The sequence below is a fragment of the Klebsiella sp. RHBSTW-00484 genome (genome assembly GCF_013705725.1).
Lineage (GTDB): Bacteria > Pseudomonadota > Gammaproteobacteria > Enterobacterales > Enterobacteriaceae > Klebsiella.
In genome coordinates this window covers 3,049,454-3,070,830 of sequence record NZ_CP055481.1, presented here as the reverse complement: position 1 = coordinate 3,070,830, position 21,377 = coordinate 3,049,454, and the positions used below count along the sequence as shown (strand labels likewise).

Sequence of the window (21,377 nt, the reverse complement as noted above, 5' to 3'; positions counted from 1 at the left end):
AGGGTTTCAAGATGCCGGAAAACGATATAAAACCCAAATACTCCAATATGGCATCGATCAGGCAAGTACTATTTCGACGGTAGCCGCCCTGGCTCTTGTCCCGGTCATTGCGGAAACATAGCGACTGCTGGCGTATTTTGTTAGATAGGCCTGGTCTATTTTGTTCTGAAGCACAGGATCTGATGTCATCACGAATATGACGTCAAACTCCTGCCCAATAGCCCGTATCTTACCAGCCTGTTGGTCCAGCGCTGCCTGATACCATTTAGAACCCGTGCCACTATAGGCACGCACGAAAAGGCGGTTATCTACCCTCACCTCCCAAATCCATGTTGGCGTACCGGTGGTCATCATATCAGGATGAAACGGGGCGATTTTGAGATCATCAGCCGCATCAATTTTTGCTAACAGGTCAAAGTTCCAGGACATCTACCTTTCCTCTTTTAAACAACGTTGTGAGTACGTGAAATATAACTTCATTCACTAATCATCACTCTTTTATCCGCGGCAATTTCATGCTCAATTGCGGATATTTGATTTTGACCGAAAATAATTTTCGCAGTGTTATGATAGATAAAATTTTGCATATTTAGACCTTGATGACCTGGCTGCGCTGGGTCTGTTATTACTTATTTATTAAGATTCTTATTAAAGAATGCTGCGATGTCGTTGAACGGAATTTTATCCATCCGATCATACAAATCAACATGTGTAGCATCTTTGACAATCAAAAGCTCTTTTGGCTGATTTGCCGCTTCATAGGCCGTTTTGGAGAAATAAAGCGAGTGTGCTTTTTCACCATGGATAAACAGGACCGGACGTGGAGAAATTTCCTTAATATAGGTCATCAGTGGGAAATTCATAAAGGAGATCGGGGTTGTTACCGACCATGAATTTCCTGAGTTTACCGCACGCGGGTGGTATCCACGCTTTGTCATATAGTAGTCCGCATATTCCACGAGGAACTGCGCTTCACCGCCTTTCAGTTTGTTGTAAGGGGGTTGATAGGCAGGTTCACCGTTTGCCGCATCGTCCCAGCGCTGAAGACTCAGCTTCTCAAGCGCCTGCTCGCGTTGCTCCGGGGTTACGCTGTCATTGTAGCCTTTGGACATAACCCGGCTCATGTCATACATGGTGCTCGCAACAACGGCTTTGACGCGTTTATCAACTGCAACGGCGTTCAGTGCAATACCACCCATGCCACAAATACCGATGACACCGATGCGCTCACGATCGACATAAGGTTGCAATCCAATGAAATCGACCGCGGCCATAAAGTCCTCGGTATTAATATCAGGAGAGGCAATATTGCGTGGTTCCCCACTGCTTTCCCCGGTGTAAGACGGATCAAAAGCCAGCGTCACGAATCCGCGCTCGGCTAAATAGCTGCGCCTAATACCGCTACACTTTTGCCTGACCATGTTTTCCTCCGGGGAATGGGCTGGCGGTTTCCATAAAATGGCGGACCTTTTTCAGTAACTGCCACATTGAGCGGCACTGATGATTACGGGTTATCGTGTCATGAAGTGCCTGCCATAGCCGTTCCACATGATTCACCCACGGCGAGTAAACCGGCTGGTAAATTACCCTGAACTTGGGATTTGCTTTCAACCAGCGCTGTGTTTCGCGGCTTTTATGGATAATGTAGTTATCAACGATCAGCGTGATTGTTTTCGCCCGCCGGTAAGTGGCTTTCAGGTGCTTCAGCAGAGCGATAAACAGCGCTGAACTTTTGCTGTTGCCGCCCACGTAGCTGACTTTACCCGTGCCACTGTGCAGTGCGCCGGCCAGATAGTATTTTTCGTTCTGCCCCGGCGTCACTACCCGTTTCTGCTGTCCGCGCAACTGCCAGTCCGCACCGATTTTAGGATTAAGGTGGATATCCACTTCATCTTCATAAAATACCGGATGCTCTGCGCTGCATTCATCCAGCGCTTTGTGGATTACCGCCATCTTTTCATCTTTATGTGGGTCACGGATACGCAGAGTTGGCGCGGCCCTGCGCCATACAAGCCCCGCAGATGGCAACCAGCGGCGAACGGTTCCTGCATGTAACTGGCAACCGGTTATCTCATTGATTTTTATTGCCAGTAATTCGGTGCTCCAGCGTGAACGTTGATAACCAAAATCGCCGGGAGAATGCTTTATCAGCTCACGTAACAGGGTGCAGATATGTTCAAAAGGCCAGCGTCGGGAGCGCCCTGCGGGTAAGGATTTCAGGCCTTCAATACCTGAGTGCGTAAACCAGTTAATCCAGCGACCAACGGATGAACGAGCACAACAGAGAGTTCTGGCAACATCGCTGACCCGTTCACCCCGATGAAGCATCAGCATGGCCGTGAGTCTGCGGGCATGATTTTTATCGCGCGTTTTATGAATAGCTTTCTGCATCAGGCGTCGTTCGCCACGGGGTATTGGTGCTATGATCGGCATCGCTCAGTCCGGTTGGTGGTTTTGGTTGGTTTGGCGATTGATCAGATCGCACAATCCGGGCTGAGTTCCCTTTCAGTGATCTACTATTCCGCGCATCTATTTAGCGTTTGAGCGTAAAGGCCAGAGGCCTGCTCTTTTACCGCACCGAAAGGCCCCGAAAGAACAATAGCAGCAAGTTTCTTGTTGCCGCGATCTTTAGGAAGATACACATCTGCGGCTAGCGTCATGCCGTAACGGTTTTTAAACGTCACTTTTTGATGCTCCACTTTGTCACTCCTTGAGAAGGTTTTATCCCACGTCTGAACCAGACGTACCGAAGGGTCTGATGTGCCGGACACAGGCTGGGCGAGCGCAGATTCTGTAGAAATCATGGACAGTGCTCCCGCGAGGAGTGCGCTATTGAAAAAGCGCTTTGAAGATTTTATTGTCATGATATTGAAACCTTTCATTCGTTGATAAAGGGGCTGTTTTCAAACGGTATACATGATTCATTCAGACACAACATCGGCGTATATATACCGGGCCAGAGTCTGATTTGAGTATTGCTATTTTGGGTGCCCCTGAAGAAATGTGTTATTAAAATACTCTTTGTTTTTTGCCTGATCCTATGAACCTGCAGTGAAAGCGTTTATTTCTATTTTTCTGGCTGGTAAGTTAACATCGCAGAGATAGCGCAAAATTGAGGCATACAAAATGATTTCAGACAGATCGGTTGGGGATTTACTCAGGATGCTCACCCAGGATATCGCGCAACGCACGCCTGGTACCGGAGATTTCCCCACTGCTATCGAAGGACTGGAATTATTCCGACGAGATGAGCCTGCTTCTCCGGTCAGTTGCCCGGTCCCTCCCAGCGTGGTTCTGGTGACCGATGGCGCGAAGACCATGTGGGTTGGCGGTGAACCCTACGAATATGATGCGGAAAAGTTTCTGGTAACGTCTCTCGATCTGCCCGCCAGTTCAGAAGTACTTAAAGCATCGTCATCACGGCCGTGCGTCGGTATAGCCTATAAACTCGACCAACGCGTATTAATGGAGTTAATTGCTCAGGGAGGTCTGCCACCAGTCAAAAAAAGAAACGTGGGGACAGGTGTTGGAATCGGAACGGTGACGGATGTTCTGCTGGAGCCTTTCTGCCGTCTGCTTGCATTGCTTGACGAGCCCGGAGCCATCCCGGTTCTCGGCCCACTTATTCAGCGGGAAATACATTACCGCCTGTTGATGAGTGACCAGACCGATCATCTTAGACAAATTGCAGCCGTAGACGGACATGGTTACCGCATCGGCAGAGCCATTGACTGGTTGAAGACCAATATAGCATCGCCTTTGCGTATCGAGGAGCTGGCGAGTCGGGTGCAGATGAGCACGCCCTCTTTTCATCACCATTTCAGGCAACTTGCGGGAATGAGTCCACTCCGTTACCAGAAATGGCTGCGCCTTAATGAGGCAAGACGACTGATGCTGAATGAGCATTATGATGTCACCACGGCGGCATTTGCTGTCGGTTATGAAAGCTTATCCCATTTCAGTCGTGAATATACGAGGATGTTTGAGGTGTCGCCTAAAAGGGATATCACTGTTCTGAGAAAGTCTGCCAGTAAGCTTTAATATTCCACCGAATACTGTTAATCCGGTCTTTGTATTAATATGGCGGTTTTTCAGGGGAACAAGGAAAAAGTTTCCTATGGCATAAGCACCGTTAGTCCATTGAGTGGCATCAAAGATTTGATTGAATAAATCGAACTTTACCGGGCAAGTAAGTTAGCAGGGTTCGCCCTGCTCCCTCAAGCCTACAACGAGATACCGGAAAACGACATAAAACCTAGCGACATCAACCCGGCGGTAATAAATACGCTGCCTAATCCGCGTAATGCTTTAGGGAAGGTGCGAATAAGCGGGGAAATTCTTCTCGGCTGACTCAGTCATTTCATTTCTTCATGTTTGAGCCGATTTTTTCTCCCGTAAATGCCTTGAATCAGCCTATTTAGACCGTTTCTTCGCCATTTAAGGCGTTATCCCCAGTTTTTAGTGAGATCTCTCCCACTGACGTATCATTTGGTCCGCCCGAAACAGGTTGGCCAGCGTGAATAACATCGCCAGTTGGTTATCGTTTTTCAGCAACCCCTTGTATCTGGCTTTCACGAAGCCGAACTGTCGCTTGATGATGCGAAATGGGTGCTCCACCCTGGCACGGATGCTGGCTTTCATGTATTCGATGTTGATGGCCGTTTTGTTCTTGCGTGGATGCTGTTTCAAGGTTCTTACCTTGCCGGGGCGCTCGGCGATCAGCCAGTCCACATCCACCTCGGCCAGCTCCTCGCGCTGTGGCGCCCCTTGGTAGCCGGCATCGGCTGAGACAAATTGCTCCTCTCCATGCAGCAGATTACCCAGCTGATTGAGGTCATGCTCGTTGGCCGCGGTGGTGACTAGGCTGTGGGTCAGGCCACTCTTGGCATCGACACCAATGTGGGCCTTCATGCCAAAGTGCCACTGATTGCCTTTCTTGGTCTGATGCATCTCCGGATCGCGTTGCTGCTCTTTGTTCTTGGTCGAGCTGGGTGCCTCAATGATGGTGGCATCGACCAAGGTGCCTTGAGTCATCATGACGCCTGCTTCGGCCAGCCAGCGATTGATGGTCTTGAACAATTGGCGGGCCAGTTGATGCTGCTCCAGCAGGTGGCGGAAATTCATGATGGTGGTGCGGTCCGGCAAGGCGCTATCCAGGGATAACCGGGCAAACAGACGCATGGAGGCGATTTCGTACAGAGCATCTTCCATCGCGCCATCGCTCAGGTTGTACCAATGCTGCATGCAGTGAATGCGTAGCATGGTTTCCAGCGGATAAGGTCGCCGGCCATTACCAGCCTTGGGGTAAAACGGCTCGATGACTTCCACCATGTTTTGCCATGGCAGAATCTGCTCCATGCGGGACAAGAAAATCTCTTTTCTGGTCTGACGGCGCTTACTGCTGAATTCACTGTCGGCGAAGGTAAGTTGATGACTCATGATGAACCCTGTTCCATGGCTCCAGATGACAAACATGATCTCATATCAGGGACTTGTTCGCACCTTCCTTAGGCATATTCGCGTACTTAAGTTTTTCGCGGATCCCGGCCAATGCCACAATCGCCAGCATCCAGCCGATACCGCATCCGGTGCCGTAGGTCAGCGACTCAAGGAAAGTGTATTCACGCTGGACCATAAAAATCGTCGCGCCAAAAATGGCGCAGTGAATGGTCAGCAGCGGCAGAAACGGACCAAGGGCATGGTTTAACGCATGGAAGTATTTGTCGATAACCATTTCCAGAATCTGCACCAATGCAGCGAGAACGCCGATAAAAGTGATGAAATCGAGAAAGCTCAGGTCAACCCCGTCGATCAGGGCATTCTCTTTTAAAAGATAATTGTAAATGAGGTTGTTAATGGGCGTTGCTATCGCCAGCAAGGCCGTCACCGTCAATCCGAGACGAAAAGCTACATCAATTTTTTTCGAAATAGCCAGAAAGGTACACATACCAAGGAAAAAATTGAGCGCCATATTTTCGACGAACACCGCGCGGATAAAAATATTCAGGTGAGTTTCGAACAAGACAACCTCCATGTTGTTGAGTTATTTCTTAATAGTGCCAAATTTTCAGCCAAAACAGGAAATTAAAACTCGGTTTTGCCGAGTTGATCACCTTTTAATTTCCTGTGTTTTGGTAGGAACAGAAGTCACTCATTCTCTTTCTTGCTTAGCGAAACGAGCGTGAAAGCATCTGAATGTACTCATTAACCGGTACCGGTTTCGAGAAGTAGTATCCCTGATAGATAGCGATCCCCATATCCTTAAGCACCTCAAGCTGGCCCTTATCCTCAACACCTTCCGCAATGACCTGGCAGTTAAATTTCTTCGCCAGATTGACCATGTTCTTGACCACCAGCGCAGAGGCATTATTGGTCACAATGTTAAAAGTAAACACCTTATCAATTTTGATAATTTCAGGGTTAAACTGCTGAATGTAATTGTAATTAGCGTGCCCGGTACCGAAATCATCCAGTGAAAACTGTACGCCCATTTTTCTGAGCCGATCCGTCACTGCCGACGTTTGCAAGGTATTTTCAATCGATTCCCGTTCAGTAATTTCCAGCACAAGGCGTGCCTGCAAGTCTTTCAGTTGCTGAATAAACGTCTGGCATAGCGCGACAATCTCGTCGTCCTGGAAGTTTACCGAGCTGGTGTTAAAACAGATAAACAGCCCTTTTGGGATCATTGACTGCTGGCGGCGAAACTGGCGAATGACCTCAGCGAAACAAATCGCCGTGATCTCTTTGATCAACCCGGTCTGCTCTGCGACAGAAATAAACTTATCCGGCGCAATAAACCCCAATTTTGGGTGCTCCCAACGCACCAGCACTTCCCCGCCAACCACCCTTCCCGTCTCATCGCTGACGATGGGCTGAATATACGGTTTGAGCTGTTTAAGTTCGATCGCTTGTCTGAGCTGATACTCAATCGTATTGCGGTAGCGCAGATAATTCCTGAATAAAAACGTGAGCAACAAGGAGGCCAGGATAATCGCGATCAACGTATGTTGCTCATAGCGAATAAACACCCTCACCCCGGATGCCCAGGCACGATCGGCAATGACCGAGAAGTTAAACTGCTCTGACTTTAAGCTAACGGGGGCTTTGATATCTGGCGTGGCGATGACTTCCCCCTTACGCGTCATCACCCGATCGCCGACCTTTAGATACAAATGCGAGTCGCCATCAAGAACGGTCAGAATATTGTATAAATAATAACCATCAACACCGACAAGAACCGTATTTCCTTTATCATCCTGTTCGCTATACACCATCAATGGATGCATAGGCGTGATTTCATTACCGCTGAATAATTGCAGAGCACCTTGCGTATATTGAGTCCGATCGAATTGAAACTTCCGTCCCCCAAATACCGAGGTGCAGTATATTTCATTATTCTTACCAAAATTCACCGTCCGCACATCAGGAATGGTGGCAACCAGGGTGCGCAACTCTGCCAGGACATTCTCATCACAGTTTTTCCCCATAAAAGGTTCGGCCATATTAGCGGCCTGTTCCGCTTGTGAAACCGTGACATCGAGACTGGCTATCGCCTGCTGGAGCCGCGAATGGATATCCTTATCGACTTTTTTTTGCATTTGCCAGTAGCAAAGTCCCGTACCCAGGCTCAGTACCGTAATCAGAAATAAGAATATCCACAGATGGCGGCGTAAAGATGAATATTTCATTGTGTTAACCCAGTTCGACTCACCATGAAAGACTGGTGGTCAATTGTTTGGTCAAATTTTAACAAACCCTGTTTAAACTTGCCCTGAACCAATCAAGTTTTAATGCATATCAATGATATACCATGGCAAACAGTTACGTGATGCGAGGAAAAATTTATCGCTCTACGACTCACGCATCTACGCGGCGACACATGCAGCTAAACTATTGACTTAATATCGAATAATACGAAAATGACCCTTTTGTACGACGACCAGAAAAGCTGGCAAATATGATGATCCGCTCTCGTAGCTCTCTTTTGACTAAATTGAAAATATCCGGTGTAGTGATAGCCGCCGCTCTGTTACTGGCTCACTGTACCAGTAAGCCACCTGTTTCTCTGGTCACCCCGATACCGCCCGTAGCGAAGCAGCCAACGTTGCCCAAAAGCCATGAGCCGGTGCGCGGCGTCTGGTTAACGACCGTATCGCGCCTCGACTGGCCGCCGCTGGAATCCGTTAACGGCGGCATCGACGCCAGTCGCCGCATTCGTCTGCAGCAGGAAGCGCTGATCGCCAAGCTGGATAATCTGAAAAATCTCGGGATCAATACCGTGTTCTTCCAGGTGAAACCGGACGGCACCGCGCTCTGGCCATCAAAGATTTTGCCGTGGTCCGACATGCTGACCGGGAAAATTGGTCAGGATCCTGGCTACGATCCGCTGAAGTTTATGCTCGATGAAGCGCATAAGCGTGGAATGCGCGTTCATGCGTGGTTTAACCCTTATCGTGTCTCCGTCAATACCCGTCCTAAAACCGTGACCGAGCTTAACAGCACGCTTTCGCAGGTTCCCGCCAGCGTATATATCCTGCACCCGGAATGGATCCGCACCTCCGGAGACCGCTTTGTCCTTGACCCGGGCATTCCGCAAGCGCGTGACTGGATAACCAGTATTGTTGCTGAAGTCGTTGAACGCTATCCGGTTGACGGCGTACAGTTCGATGATTATTTCTACACTGAATCGCCGGGATCGGCGCTTAACGACAACCGGACATTCCAACAGTATGGCCAGGGTTTTGCCTCGAAGGCAGACTGGCGGCGGCACAATACCCAACTGCTGATTGAACAGGTCTCCCGCACCATCAAACAGCTTAATCCCGACGTGGAATTCGGCGTCAGTCCGGCGGGCGTCTGGCGCAATCTGTCGCACGATCCGGCGGGTTCCAACACCCGAGGCGCTGCGGCCTACGATGAGTCTTATGCCGATACCCGTCTGTGGGTTCAGAAGGGTTGGCTGGATTATATCGCCCCGCAAATTTACTGGCCCTTCGCTCGCGACGCGGCTCGCTACGATGTACTGGCAAAGTGGTGGGCTGACGTGGTGAAGCCCACCAATACCCGTCTGTACATCGGCGTAGCGCTCTACAAAGTAGGCGAACCGTCAAAGAACGAGCCCGACTGGATGGTCAGCGGCGGCGTGCCTGAACTGAAAAAGCAGCTTGATCTGAATGAATCAATGCCGCAAATTCAGGGCACGATTTTGTTCAGAGAGAACTATCTGAATCAACCACAAACCCAGCAAGCCGTTAACTACCTGAAAAGCCGTTGGGGCGGTTGATTGCGTCACCTGACAGGCTAGATGCCTGATACCACAACCATCGCTGGAGGTTTTATGTTCAAGAAATCGCTCATTGCTCTGTCTCTGTTTTGCGCGCTATCGCCCGCTGCTTTTGCGGGCAATAGCGAAAGTGAACAGTTAAACAAAAAGAACGTTATTGAGTTTTATAACAAAGCGTTAAACGACAAAGATTTTGCTGCCGCGAAGCCCTACCTCGGCGATCGTTACATTCAGCACAACCCGATGGCGAAAGATGGCGAGGAGGGTTTTCAGCAGTTTATCGCTTTCCTGAAGAACAAATATCCCGACTCGCACAGCGAAATTAAGCAGGCGTTTGTCGACGGGGATCACGTGATCCTGCACGTCGAGGTTACCGGGCGCGAACCGGGCGTCACGCGCGCAATCATCGATATTTTCCGCGTCGACGAGCAGCATAAAATCATCGAACACTGGGATGTCACCCAAACCGTTCCAGAAAAGACCGCCAGCGGCAATAGCATGTTTTGACCCACCAGCCAGCGGAGCACCTCTCGTTGGCCTTCTCTCTTCCCTTAGCCTCGTTGATCGTATTGAGGACTTGTTTAAACAATTTATTTACCTTACTGTAAAGTAAATAAATAAGCGGGGAGAAAATGATGTTCAGCGGCAAAAAATGGGCAAAGCTGTTTTTTTTCATTGGATTATCACTTTTTCCATGTTTGCTAAGCGCCTCGTTGCTGAAACCAGTTCCCAGCGAGGCGCATCTACTGGAGGCGTGCTCACCCGAACAGGATCCGGCAGAGGCTAAACTTTGCCGCACCCTCTTCATCTATGAATATGCGCAGAAACGGCAACACGATCTGCGCGTTCTGTTACAACAGAATATTTTCAGCATCCAGACCTACGACTATCTCTGGAGTGAATATCAGCGCACGAAGTCATGCATTGAAATCCATCGATATCTCGTTGCCAAAGCCTGCGATGTGCTGAACTGCCCGGCGCCTTTTCAAGGGCAACGCCCCGACTCCAGTCTTATTGAACCGCCGCCTATTTTCGCCCTGCAAGAACCCATTAACTGATCCGAGGTGATCGCGATGCTGGCCCGCTTTTTTATCTTCCGACCCGTTTTCGCCGCCGTCATCGCCATTTGTATTATGGCCGCCGGAACCCTTGCGCTATTGACGCTTCCCGTCGAACAATACCCGGATATTGCCCCGCCGGGCGTCAATGTCACGGCGAACTATCCTGGAGCCTCCGCTGAAACCGTCGAGGACAGCGTCACGCAAGTTCTTGAACAGCAGATTAAAGGCATTGATGGCCTGCTTTACTTCTCCTCCAGCAGCAGCTCAGCCGGACAGTCGCGGATCAGCCTCAGTTTTGATCAACATATCAATCCCGATATGGCGCAGGTCCAGGTGCAGAATGCCGTCAATCAGGCGATGACTCGTTTACCGCAGGAGGTTCAACAGCAAGGGATCACGGTGACAAAATCGCAGGGTGACAGCCTGATGGTGGTCGCGCTGTATGATGAAAGTCATCAGTTAACCAGTATTGATATCAGCGACTTTCTTATCAGCACTCTTCAGGAGCCACTCAGCCGGGTTGATGGCGTCGGAGAGACGACCGTTTTTGGCGCGCAGTATGCCATGCGCATCTGGTTAAATCCGCTGCAACTCACCAGCTATAACCTGATGCCTTCCGATGTACAGGCCGCCGTTGAAGCGCAGAATACGCAGGTTACCAGCGGGGAAATCGGTTCACTTCCGACGCTAAATGGGCAGTATCTGAATGCGACGGTAACGACCCAATCACGCCTTGAGCGTCCACAACAATTTGAAAACATCATTCTGCGCACCAACAGCGACGGCTCCGTGGTCTATTTGCGCGACGTTGCGCACGTTGAGATTGGCGCTGAAAACTATCAGAACCAAACGACGCTTAACGGTTTCCCTGCCGCCGGGATCTCCATTCAGTTAGCATCCGGCGCCAACGCGCTGGAAACAGCGGAGAAAGTCCGGACAGAGGTAGAGCGTTTAACGCCGCGCTTCCCGCAAGGCGTTATCGCCGCTTACCCGCGAGACAGCACGCCATTTGTGACGGTCTCGATCGAAAGCGTGGTGCATACGCTGATTGAAGCGATTCTTTTTGTGGTGGCCGTGATGTATCTCTTTCTCCAGAGCTGGCGGGCGACGCTGATCCCAACGCTCACGGTTCCGGTTGTCCTGTTGGGGACCTTCGGCATTCTTAGCCTGTTGGGCTACAACATCAACACCCTGACGCTATTTGCAATGGTTCTGGCGATCGGCTTGCTGGTTGATGATGCGATCGTAGTAGTGGAGAACGTAGAGCGCTTAATGACGGAGGAAGAACTCACGCCGCTGGAGGCGACTCTGCGCTCCATGCAGGAGATAACCGGCGCGATCATCGGTATCGCGTTAGTTCTTTCCGCCGTTTTTATTCCGATGGCATTCTTTGGCGGATCTGTGGGGATTATTTATCGCCAGTTCACCGTGACCATTGTCTCCGCAATGGCGCTCTCTGCGCTGGTCGCCTTGACTCTGACGCCAACGCTGTGCGCCCATCTGCTACGGCCCGGGCACGTTAAAAAAGGGATATTTTTCACCTGTTTCAATCGTGGCGTTGAGTTAAGCCAGAATCGCTACCTTGCTCTGCTTCGGCAAATATCCGGTCGCCCTTTTCGCTTTGTGCTGCTGGCTTTGATGCTGTCGCTATTGATGCTCTGGCAATATCAGAAGCTCGCGACAGGGTTTCTCCCCGAGGAAGATCAGGGCGCGGTGATGGTTCAGTTTACCCTCCCTTCGGGCTCACCGATGTCGATGACCGAAGAGGTAGGTGCTGAGATTACGCGCTATTTTATGACCGAGGAGGCGAACAACCTGAATGTTATCTTTATGGTGACCGGGAGAAATAACGCCGGCAGCGGGCAAAATGTGGGGATGGCTTTTGCCGAATTAAAACACTGGGATGACCGTCCCGGCGCGTTCAATAGCGCACAGGCCATTATCTCGCGGGCAAACCAGCACTTTAATCAAACGTCCCGGATTGCCACCATCAGCATCACATCTCCGCCTACGGTTCGCGGCCTTGGGCAATCCAGCGGTTTTGAACTGTGGTTGCAGGATAGCGCGGGAAATGGCTATCGCGCCCTTACCGAAGCGCAAACCGCTCTGCTTAACGCGGCCAGAGAAAATCCTAAGCTGAACGCCGTGCGAATCAACAGCCTCGAAGAAAAAGCCCAGCTACAGGTGGATGTCGACCGACAAAAAGCGCTGGCGCAAAGTCTGGATCAGGTCGATATCAACAGTACGCTCTCCGCGGCCTGGGGTGGGGTTTACATCAATGACTTTATCGATCGCGGGCGCGTTAAACGCGTCTATATGCAGGGTGATGCGCAGTGGCGTTCAGCGCCAGAACACTTATCCGCCTGGTTTGTGCGCGGTAGCAGCGGCAATATGGCCTCTTTCGACAGTTTCGCCTCATCGCGCTGGACCACCGGGCCGCAGATGTTGCAGCGCTTTAATGGTTTATCCGCCGTTCAGTTTCAGGGCGGCGCGGCCCCGGGCCTCAGTTCTGGCAAGGCAATGACGGAGATAAGCGGACTGGCGGGCGCTCTTGACGGCTTCGACATACAATGGAGCGGCCTCTCCTTTCAGGAACAGGCATCATCCACGCAAACGTTATGGGTGTATCTGGCGTCGCTGGCATTCGTGTTTTTATGCCTGGCTGCGCTGTATGAAAGCTGGTCTATCCCGATCGCCGTGATGCTGATCATCCCTCTTGGTATTTTGGGGGCCGTGGGCGCATCAAGGCTGGTCGGGTTCGAAAACGACATCTACTTTCAGGTCGGCATGCTGACCACCATGGGCCTTTCCGCCAAAAATGCGATCCTCATCGTGGAGTTCGCCCTGACGCAGTTCCGACAAGGAAAAACGCTGGCTGAAGCGGCCCTGGAAGGTGCGCGATTGCGATTGCGCCCTATCGTCATGACTTCACTCGCATTTGTTGTCGGCGTTATCCCTCTGGTACTCTCTACCGGTGCAGGCGCTTCCAGCCAAAAAGAGATAGGGACTGCGGTGATCGGCGGTATGCTCACCGGGACCCTGCTGACGTTGCTTTTCGTCCCACTATTTTTCTTGCTGGTTCAGCAAGGGATCGTGCAACTGAAAAGACGCAAACCGTAAGGATTGAATCGATGGCGAATCAACGCGGGCGACCAATGAAAGCCCGCCCCCGCATTTTACAAACTGCCCGCGAACTGTTTCTTCAGCATGGGCTTGATGTATCTCTGGACACTATCGCCGCCGAAGCGGGAACTTCGCGACCGACGCTGTACAGCCATTTCCCCGGCGGAAAAGACGCGCTGCTGCTGGAAACGTTTGAGTTTCTCAATGATAAAATGCAGCCGCCTTTGCGCCAGCTCTTACAGGAAAGTCAGCAGGATCTCCCGGCGCTGCTGCGCGGTTTCGCGAAAGTCGTACAGCAACACTTTTATACGCCGGAAAATATCCATTTTCAGCGGTTACTGATCCAGGTTCTGGTGCAGAAACCTGAGCTGTACCTCACTCTCGAACAAAGACCTTCAGGTCGCGTATTACAGGCGTTAAGCGAAATACTGACTCAAAAACGCGACCAGGGCCTGCTGAATATGAGCGACCCGAACCTCCAGGCTACCGCGTTTCTCGGCGCAATTATGGGCTATCTGCTCCCGGGAGCGTTAATTGCGCAAAAAGCGGTGGAGCCAGAGAAGCTGGACCAGCTTGCGGAGTGTGCGATTAGCGTCTTTCTCTCGGCCTGGGAATATAAACCGTAAATTTTTTTCATCTAAGCGCAACTTTTCTGCCTGCTCCTGCGAATTGAATAACTGAGTTGACCAAAACCCAGATTGTCCATCCATCGCAGGAGCTGATAATGAAATCAATAAAAACCCTCGTGTCTACCCTGGCCCTCGCCGCCGTCATCGCGTTACCTGCATTCAGCGCCAGCGCGGCGCTGCCAGCAGGAGCTAAAGCCCCTGACTTCGAGCTGCAGGGTGCGCTGGCCGGTAAATCGCTGACATTCTCACTTAAAGACGCGTTGCAAAAAGGTCCCGTGGTGCTCTACTTTTTCCCGGCGGCCTTTAGCGCAGGCTGTACCATCGAAGCGCATGATTTTGCTGAAGCCACCGATGATTTCAACAAAATGGGCGCGACGGTCGTTGGTGTCACCGCAGGCAACACCGATCAGGTGAGCGATTTCTCCAAACTAGAGTGTCGGGATAAATTCACCGTGGCAGCCGACCCAGGTGCCAAAGTCGCGGCGCAGTATCAAACGCTGATGGAGATGAAAGGCAAAACGCTTTCCGACCGTACCTCTTACGTGATTGCGCCAGATGGCAACATCTTACTGAGTTACACTGATAGAAACCCGGAAACGCATATTGAGAAAACCCTGGCTGCCGTTAAGCAGTACGACGCATCTCACCCGCAAACCCACTAAGCACAGAGGCCAGCGATGTTAACTGCCATGCTGGCCGCCTTTATTGGCGGCATCATCCTCAACTTTATGCCCTGCGTATTTCCGGTCGTCTCGCTGAAAGCGCTGGGTTTGCTGCGTCACTCAGATAATGCCGCCAGCGCACGGCGCGAAGGACTCGCATTTTTGCTCGGAGTGGTAATAACCATGATGGCGCTGGCAGGCATTCTGCTGGCGGTGCGAGCCGGTGGTACTGCGGTTGGCTGGGGTTTTCAGTTGCAATCACCGCTGGTTATCGCCCTACTGTCGTTGATTATTCTGTCCGCGGCGCTCAATTTGCTTGGCGTATTTGAAGTGGGCTTAGCCGCGCAGCGCGTCGGGGCGCTGAATATTAACCGAGGCGAATTTATACGTTCCGCGCTGACTGGCGCATTGGCTATAGTCGTCGCAACGCCCTGCGCCGCCCCCTTTATGGCCAGCGCCATTGGCTACGCTTTAGTGCAGCCGCCTGCGGTGGCACTGACGGTCTTTCTGGCCCTGGCGCTGGGTTTCGCGGCACCGTTTACTCTCATCTCACTGTTCCCGGCGCTGGCAAAAGTGTTGCCGCGTCCCGGCGTCTGGATGGATATTCTTAAGCGCGTGCTGGCGTTTCCGATGTTCGGCGCTTACGCCTGGCTGGTCTGGGTGCTAGCACAGCAGGCCGGAAGCAGCGCGCTGGCGGCATTACTTGCGGCCTCCGTCGTGCTAAGTTTTGCCGCGTGGCTGTACGGCATCGCCCAGCAGCGTCGTTTTCACGGTAAAGGTCACAAGGTGCTGTTTACGGTCACCGCGGTTCTGGTGGCTGCGGTTATTGTCCCGCTTCCGGGGGTCATGAAAGCCGAAGGCACGTCGCCCGCCGAGGCTCAAACTGCCGACGTGACCGCGCAGAAGTGGACGCCGCAAACCGTCGCGCAACAGCGAGGACAGGGAAAACCCATTTTCGTTAACTTTACCGCCTCCTGGTGTATCACCTGCCAGGTCAATGAAAAAACGTCGCTCTCTACCCAGGCAGTTAAAGAGGCGCTGGCAAAAACCGGGACCCTGTATATGGTGGCTGACTCCACAAAATTTAACCCCGATGTCGATGACGCGCTCAACCAGTTCGGCCAGGGCGGCCTGCCGTTATACGTGGTTTATCCGGCGGACGGTAGCCCACCGAAGGTGCTGCCGCAGGTTCTTACCCCTGGCATTGTGGTCAACGCACTTAATCAGGCTGCCGGTAAAAAAGCGTCATAGCACAAGGCGGATTATGCAAACAAACGATAGCGCGCGTGAAAGCTGGCCCGCGCTAATGGAACGGGCGCAGGCGGGCGACAGGCTCGCCTACACCCGGCTGTTAAAAGCGCTGGTGCCGGTGATCCGTTCGCAAATACGTAAACAAATCAGCGATGATACGCTAGTCGAGGATGTGATTCAGGATGTCCTGCTGACGGTACATCGGGTTCGCCATACCTACGATCCGGCATTTCCCTTTCTGCCCTGGCTGATGGCGATTATCTCAGCGCGCGTGATTGATGCGCTACGGCGGCGCGGTCGTCATCAGCACTGGGAAATTAACGAAGAGACTCTGCCGGACGTTCCCTCCACGCCGCCTGGGCAAAATCAGGATACCCAGGAGGAGCTGGCGGATTATTTGCGCCAGCTACCCGATCGCCAGCGTGAAATCGTCGAACACGTGCATCTGCGAGAAATGAGCCTGACAGAAGCCGCCGAGCATAACAATCTAAGCGTTGCGGCGGTGAAGTCGCTACTGCATCGGGCGCTGAAGAATCTGCGCCGTTTTGGAGCCCATCATGACCGATCATAATGTGTTGATTGAAAAACTCAGCCGCGAGATGCAGCCGATAAAGCGTCCGTGGCCAACAGACAAACGGGTCTTCGGCTGGCTGGTAGTGGCGCTGCCCTGCGCTATCGCTGTAAGTTACTTGCTACCGCGAGGGTTAACCGATTGGTCACAGCCGGGGGCCATATGGGCTGTCGCGCAGCTACTGTTGGCCTTTTTGCTCGGGACGCTGGCCATCCGCAGCGCTTTCACTATGAGTATTGCCGGGCGGCAGGCGCTAAGTTGGAAAGCATTGCTGCCCATCGGGTTGATGTGGCTCGGGTTAAGCCTGCGCAGTATTCCCGGTGATACGCCAGTGATGCACGATAACGACAGCATTAGCTGCTTTACCTTTCTGCTGGCAGTAAGTTCGCCGATGATAGTACTGATGATTGCCAGCCTGCGGCGCACCCGCGCGCTCAACCCGGTACGCAGCCTGGCGATGGCGGGATTGGGGATCGCCAGCCTGGCGGTGAGCCTGCTGGCCTTTTGTCACCCGGTACATCTGCACGCCCTGGATTTCGTGATGCACCTGGCCGCCATAGTAGCAATTATGGCGCTGACGATTCTGGTCGGTAGGCGTTGGGTGAGCGTTGGCGAGTGATTATTGATTTGTACGACAAATATCATTGTGTGATCTTCATCACCCTTCAGCATGCGCGACGGGGGTAAGTTGACAGGGTCATTCATTGAAAAAAGAGAAGCTTATGAACGCAGTAAAATCACTAAAAGCAGACTGGGCGATTATTACGGTGATGATTGTTGTCGCGGTCGTGATGTATGGCTACTTAATTCCTAAGTACTGGTAATCTACGTTATACCTGTGTTGAACCGCCCATCTGTTCGGGCGGCTCACAGAATTATGCCTACTGCTGCTGGTTATTTAACGTCTTAATCAAAAACGGCACCGAATCGCGCAATGACGGGTTTACCGTACCGCTATGATCCAGTCCTTCGTAGATATGCACATCCGCTTGCGTTCCCGCGCTTATCACCGCATCAGCAAAACGTTTTTGCATCGCCGTTGGCACATTCACATCAACGCTACCCATGCCAATAAATACCGGATGATCGATTTTTAACGTTGGATAGAGCATCGTGCCTACGCTGGCGCTGAGCAGCGAATCGATACCCGGCTTGAGAGAATTGCCGGCATTAAGCCCTGCCTTCATCACTTCATCGTTTAATGGCGTAATACACAGGTTGGTCGCCTCTTTAAGCAGCGGCAGCGCTTTCGCCTGGAAATAGTCGGCGGGATTTAGCTGCGGATTAGCATCGGCGGCTGAAAGATAGATATAGAAGATATAGGGAATTTTCGGATCGCCACCAATCTGGACTTTGCCACCCGCAGGCGGAAGAATGTCAGCAGCGGTGGTCCCTTTTTCAAAATAAGGCGTACCGGTCAATACCGTTGCGCGAATATTCAGCTCTGGTGCATATTCAGGCTGATATCCCGCACTGGCGAACGCCGCATGCGCGCCCTGGGACTGCCCTACCAGAATAAGCTCATTCTTAAGCGGAAATTGTTTCAGGGCCGCGCGAACGCCATCCAGAATACTCCACGCTTCACCGCGAGCATTAAGATAATGGTGTAAACCCGAAGAACCCAGTCCGGCATAATCCGGGGCAACCACCGCATAGCCTAACGACAGCCACGTATTCAAATACTGCTTGTCGCGATCGCTACGCGGGTTTAACGAAGGTGCACAGTGATTAGCAACGCCAACGGTGCCGTGGGCCCAGACCACCACCGGCCATCCGCCTGTCGGGGTTTCGCCGAACGGAATAAATACGGCGGCGGTATCTTCGCGCACGGTTTTGCCATCAACGCCGCTATGGGAAGGATAATGCAGGAGATACTGTTTCGCGGCTTCGCTTAATCCGTGCTCTTCACTGAGTGGAGAAATCACATCCGCAATAACCGGTAGAGAGCTCATCGAAAGAAGCAGTAGCGCTGAGGTTGCAGTGAGAAATTTCTTCGAGATTGAATACGTCATGACATCCTGTTCCTGTCTTTGTGATGCACTTATTGTAGACCCTTACACTTGAATATCAGGTCAATGAAGCTAACACTTCTCAATCAGATGCAATTGAACTATGTTACGCCCCGCTTTTTTAGCCGCATATAACGCTTTATCAACGCGATTAAACAACTGGTCTATCTCTTCGCCATGCTGATGTTCCGCAACGCCAATACTGACCGTGACAGGTACCAGCAGGTCTGGCGTCTGATGTTCGCTGACGGCATAGCGAATTTTCTCCGCCATCTCCAGCGCCGTTTCCAGCGATGCATTTTGCAGGAACAGTAAAAACTCCTCACCGCCCCAACGATAAATTTTATCGTCGACGCCCCCGGCAGCGGCCAGGAGAGCGGAAATTGCCAGCAGAACTTCATCACCCTTCTGGTGCCCGTGATCGTCATTGATCAGCTTGAAATGGTCGATATCCACCAGTAACAGGCAAAATCCTTCCGGTTTAAACGAAGGCGACTCCACGACGCGGTAAAATTCGCGACGATTAAGCAGTCCGGTGAGCGAGTCGTGCGAGGCAGAGAACTCCAGCTCTTTCTTTAAATGCACCTCTTCGGTGATGTCATGAATGATGCACAGCATCAGGCGCACGTTGTATAAAATCACCGGCCCGGCGTAGGTCTGGACATGGCGTATCGACCCATCGGAAAGTATGTGGGTAAAATTAAGCGGTTTATGCCCCCCGGGTAAACTCACCACGTTATGCATAATCGGCAGGACGTCGCGACCGAGGGTATTTATCTGCCAGGTATGCCTGGTGCGAATTTCTTCAGAGGTATAGTTATAAAAGCGCAGCGCCGCAATATTAGCATCTACAATGCGCCCATCTTTATTAGGGTCTATTAATAGCATCGGTGCCGAGTTAGTCATAAAAAAGCGGGCAAAGAAACCATTATTACGCCGTTGATAAGAACGAGAGGCTGTATTAACCGATCTATTCTGCGGTAGCAGTTTTACCGCCTCAAAGAGAATTAAGACTCCCTGCTCCTCTGAGTTAATCAGGGTCGTTTTACAGCTGATAGAGGCCAGTCCCTCAGCGGTTTCAATGGTCCATATTTCATAAACTTCGGTAATATTCTGCAAGTAGCGCAAATAGTGCTGTAGCGCGGTTTCCGGGCAGGTTGAGAAGGTCCCTTTTCGCATTTGAGCGAGGGTCATATTGCCGCACAGCGTCTTAGATGCCTGGTTGGCGAAGATGATATTTTCATTGAAAGGATGGACTACCCAAACGGGGGTGCTTAATAAGTCAAAAATAACAAGTTCTTTTAATAGCATACAAACCTCCGCCCTTCCAAACCTTCCACTTCAACAACCACATCATATGAGCAGGTAATGCATTGAGCGTAAAATTAACAATAATTAATATATTTTTGAACGTATTGCCGGAAGATTGCCAAGTATAGTCCGTTTTGCCAAACAAAAGACTGTTTGCGATTGCAGGATGGCATTTCATTTGAAATAAAAATGAGATTTTTCTTAATTTCAAGAGGATAAGCAAGGAACACGGATCTGATAGTATCTTTTTAAGAAGAAATATGCATTAAAACCATGTCGTGTCAGCTCTCTTTTCCTGAAACCAGAGTCCCTTCGCTTTTTATCGTTCCAAATAATGATAGATTTTTATCATTAACGGATAAGGAGTGACATTTATGTCTGCGAAGAAAGTGACCATGACCGACATTGCCAGAGATGCCAGAGTCGGCATTGCGACGGTGGACAGAGTGCTTAACAAGCGTACCCCGGTCAAAGAAAGTACAGAACGCAAAGTGCTTGAATCCGCGCGCCGCTTAGGGTTTGCCCTGGAGCAATCGCACTATCGGCTGGCCGCCGGTCAGTCGGCAGTTCCTCTCAGAATGGGATTTATCCTGCTTCAGCAATCGCACTCTTTTTATTCTCAGCTGGCGCAAGCGCTCGAACTGGCGGCGATGCCCTGGCATGCCCCAAATCAGGCTCCCGTTTTTCTACATTATGATATTAATGCTATCGATGAAATGGTCGCTGGTATCTCTCGCCTGAGCGATGAAGTTGATGTCATTGGCATTGTGGCGCTGGATAACCCGCTTATCCGCCACGCCGTCGCCCTGGCCGCCGATAAAGGCGTGCGCGTATTAACCCTGCTCTCCGACATGGCCGTCGCGCAACGCAGCGGCTACATCGGCCTCGATAATCAGAAAGCAGGCCGCACTGCTGGCTGGGCGGTTGACCGGCTGTGCCACAGCGAAGGGGAAATCGGCATTATCGTCGGCGATAACCGGTTTATCTGTCAGGAAAACTGTGAAATTAGCTTCCGTTCTTACCTGCGCGAACACGGTAAAGGCAATTGGGTGCTGGAGCCGGTACGCTGCCATGAAAGGACTGATATTGCCCATCAGGTAACGGACAAAATGTTGCAACAATACCCTTCACTGACGGCGATTTACGCGCCCTGCGGCGGCGTTGAGGGTATCATCGCCGCGCTACATGCCCATCAGCGTCAGCATCAGGTCACGCTGATTTGCCATGGTCCCGTGGAGAACGGCGAGCTGGCGTTAATCGACGGCACTATTGATTTGATGATTGCGCATCGGCTGAGCGAGTTTGCCGCCGCGACAATACGCGAGTTTGTGCAGGCAACCAGCCAGTCGCAGGCGACGTTTACCTCCGCGCTACAACCTTTCGATCTGCTCACCAAAGAAAATCTCTGATTTCCTGCGTTACCCGCAACGCGCGCACTTTCTCTGCGCGCCTTCTCGCGCCTGAGATTGATAAAAAA

The 21,377-nt window shown here is 51.5% G+C and carries 18 protein-coding genes and 4 pseudogenes; 12 read left to right on the top strand and 10 right to left on the bottom strand.

From position 1 onward, the window contains the following. Positions 1-57 precede the first annotated feature (57 nt). From HV213_RS14595 to HV213_RS14580, 4 genes and pseudogenes are all read right to left on the bottom strand, one after another. A complete protein-coding gene (locus tag HV213_RS14595) occupies positions 58-429 on the bottom strand; it encodes a DUF2255 family protein (RefSeq protein ID WP_181486223.1) in 372 nt (123 codons plus the stop codon). Positions 430-629: 200 nt separating this feature from the next. Continuing rightward, a pseudogene (locus HV213_RS14590) lies at positions 630-1,385 on the bottom strand (alpha/beta hydrolase); the annotation flags it as partial. A 16-nt stretch (positions 1,386-1,401) separates the two neighbouring features. Continuing rightward, the gene (locus HV213_RS14585; RefSeq protein WP_046092923.1) at positions 1,402-2,433 is read right to left on the bottom strand and encodes an IS630-like element ISEc33 family transposase; all 1,032 of its coding nucleotides are present in this window, start codon (positions 2,431-2,433) and stop codon (positions 1,402-1,404) included. A gap of 101 nt (positions 2,434-2,534) precedes the next feature. Further along, positions 2,535-2,882: pseudogene (locus HV213_RS14580) on the bottom strand (alpha/beta hydrolase); the annotation flags it as partial. Between the two features lie 244 nt (positions 2,883-3,126). Between HV213_RS14580 and HV213_RS14575 the strand changes: the two are divergent. Continuing rightward, on the top strand, positions 3,127-4,041 hold the full coding sequence (locus tag HV213_RS14575) for an AraC family transcriptional regulator (RefSeq protein ID WP_181486222.1): 915 nt from the start codon (positions 3,127-3,129) through the stop codon (positions 4,039-4,041). Positions 4,042-4,223: 182 nt separating this feature from the next. Here the strand turns inward: HV213_RS14575 and HV213_RS14570 are convergent. From HV213_RS14570 to HV213_RS14555, 4 genes and pseudogenes are all read right to left on the bottom strand, one after another. Next, positions 4,224-4,313 (bottom strand): annotated as a pseudogene (locus HV213_RS14570) (NADH:ubiquinone reductase (Na(+)-transporting) subunit E); the annotation flags it as partial. Between the two features lie 145 nt (positions 4,314-4,458). Next, positions 4,459-5,439 carry an IS5-like element IS5 family transposase gene (locus tag HV213_RS14565; RefSeq protein WP_000019403.1) on the bottom strand — a complete coding sequence of 327 codons (981 nt, stop codon included), beginning with the start codon at positions 5,437-5,439 and terminating at the stop codon, positions 4,459-4,461. A 70-nt stretch (positions 5,440-5,509) separates the two neighbouring features. After that, positions 5,510-6,034: pseudogene (gene nqrE / locus HV213_RS14560) on the bottom strand (NADH:ubiquinone reductase (Na(+)-transporting) subunit E); the annotation flags it as partial. Between the two features lie 133 nt (positions 6,035-6,167). Further along, entirely contained in the window at positions 6,168-7,688 is a 1,521-nt protein-coding gene (locus HV213_RS14555; RefSeq protein ID WP_181486220.1) for an EAL domain-containing protein, read from the bottom strand. A gap of 272 nt (positions 7,689-7,960) precedes the next feature. Between HV213_RS14555 and HV213_RS14550 the strand changes: the two genes are divergently transcribed. From HV213_RS14550 to ykgR, 10 genes are all read left to right on the top strand, one after another. Next, positions 7,961-9,283, top strand: a complete 1,323-nt coding sequence (locus HV213_RS14550; RefSeq protein WP_442788167.1) for a glycoside hydrolase family 10-like protein — start codon at positions 7,961-7,963, stop codon at positions 9,281-9,283. A 54-nt stretch (positions 9,284-9,337) separates the two neighbouring features. Then, positions 9,338-9,790 (top strand): nuclear transport factor 2 family protein, encoded by a 453-nt coding sequence (locus HV213_RS14545; protein ID WP_181486219.1) that lies wholly within the window; start codon positions 9,338-9,340, stop codon positions 9,788-9,790. 125 nt (positions 9,791-9,915) lie between these two features. Then, positions 9,916-10,341, top strand: coding sequence for a hypothetical protein (locus HV213_RS14540; RefSeq protein WP_181486218.1), 426 nt, complete (start codon positions 9,916-9,918; stop codon positions 10,339-10,341). A gap of 15 nt (positions 10,342-10,356) precedes the next feature. Continuing rightward, positions 10,357-13,464, top strand: a complete 3,108-nt coding sequence (locus tag HV213_RS14535; RefSeq protein WP_181486217.1) for a multidrug efflux RND transporter permease subunit — start codon at positions 10,357-10,359, stop codon at positions 13,462-13,464. An 11-nt stretch (positions 13,465-13,475) separates the two neighbouring features. Further along, the gene (locus HV213_RS14530; protein WP_181486216.1) at positions 13,476-14,093 is read left to right on the top strand and encodes a TetR/AcrR family transcriptional regulator; all 618 of its coding nucleotides are present in this window, start codon (positions 13,476-13,478) and stop codon (positions 14,091-14,093) included. 98 nt (positions 14,094-14,191) lie between these two features. Continuing rightward, positions 14,192-14,758, top strand: coding sequence for a peroxiredoxin (locus HV213_RS14525; protein WP_181486215.1), 567 nt, complete (start codon positions 14,192-14,194; stop codon positions 14,756-14,758). A gap of 15 nt (positions 14,759-14,773) precedes the next feature. Next, the gene (locus HV213_RS14520; RefSeq protein WP_181486214.1) at positions 14,774-16,009 is read left to right on the top strand and encodes a protein-disulfide reductase DsbD family protein; all 1,236 of its coding nucleotides are present in this window, start codon (positions 14,774-14,776) and stop codon (positions 16,007-16,009) included. 13 nt (positions 16,010-16,022) lie between these two features. Continuing rightward, the gene (locus tag HV213_RS14515) at positions 16,023-16,580 is read left to right on the top strand and encodes a sigma-70 family RNA polymerase sigma factor (RefSeq protein WP_181486213.1); all 558 of its coding nucleotides are present in this window, start codon (positions 16,023-16,025) and stop codon (positions 16,578-16,580) included. Beyond that, complete coding sequence (locus HV213_RS14510; protein ID WP_181486212.1) at positions 16,567-17,199, top strand: NrsF family protein; 633 nt, start codon at positions 16,567-16,569, stop codon at positions 17,197-17,199. Before HV213_RS14515 ends, HV213_RS14510 begins: the two co-directional genes overlap by 14 nt. A 103-nt stretch (positions 17,200-17,302) precedes the next feature. Further along, positions 17,303-17,404 (top strand): small membrane protein YkgR, encoded by a 102-nt coding sequence (gene ykgR / locus HV213_RS33585; protein WP_275944290.1) that lies wholly within the window; start codon positions 17,303-17,305, stop codon positions 17,402-17,404. A gap of 57 nt (positions 17,405-17,461) precedes the next feature. Here ykgR and HV213_RS14505 read toward each other — a convergent pair whose 3' ends face one another. Beyond that, entirely contained in the window at positions 17,462-18,592 is a 1,131-nt protein-coding gene (locus HV213_RS14505) for an alpha/beta hydrolase (protein WP_181486211.1), read from the bottom strand. A gap of 69 nt (positions 18,593-18,661) precedes the next feature. Continuing rightward, positions 18,662-19,900: a sensor domain-containing diguanylate cyclase gene (locus HV213_RS14500; protein WP_181486210.1), complete on the bottom strand. Its 1,239-nt coding sequence runs from the start codon at positions 19,898-19,900 to the stop codon at positions 18,662-18,664. Positions 19,901-20,274: 374 nt separating this feature from the next. Here HV213_RS14500 and HV213_RS14495 point away from each other — a divergent pair, with 374 nt between their 5' ends. Further along, positions 20,275-21,309: a LacI family DNA-binding transcriptional regulator gene (locus HV213_RS14495; protein WP_181486209.1), complete on the top strand. Its 1,035-nt coding sequence runs from the start codon at positions 20,275-20,277 to the stop codon at positions 21,307-21,309. Positions 21,310-21,377 lie beyond the last annotated feature (68 nt).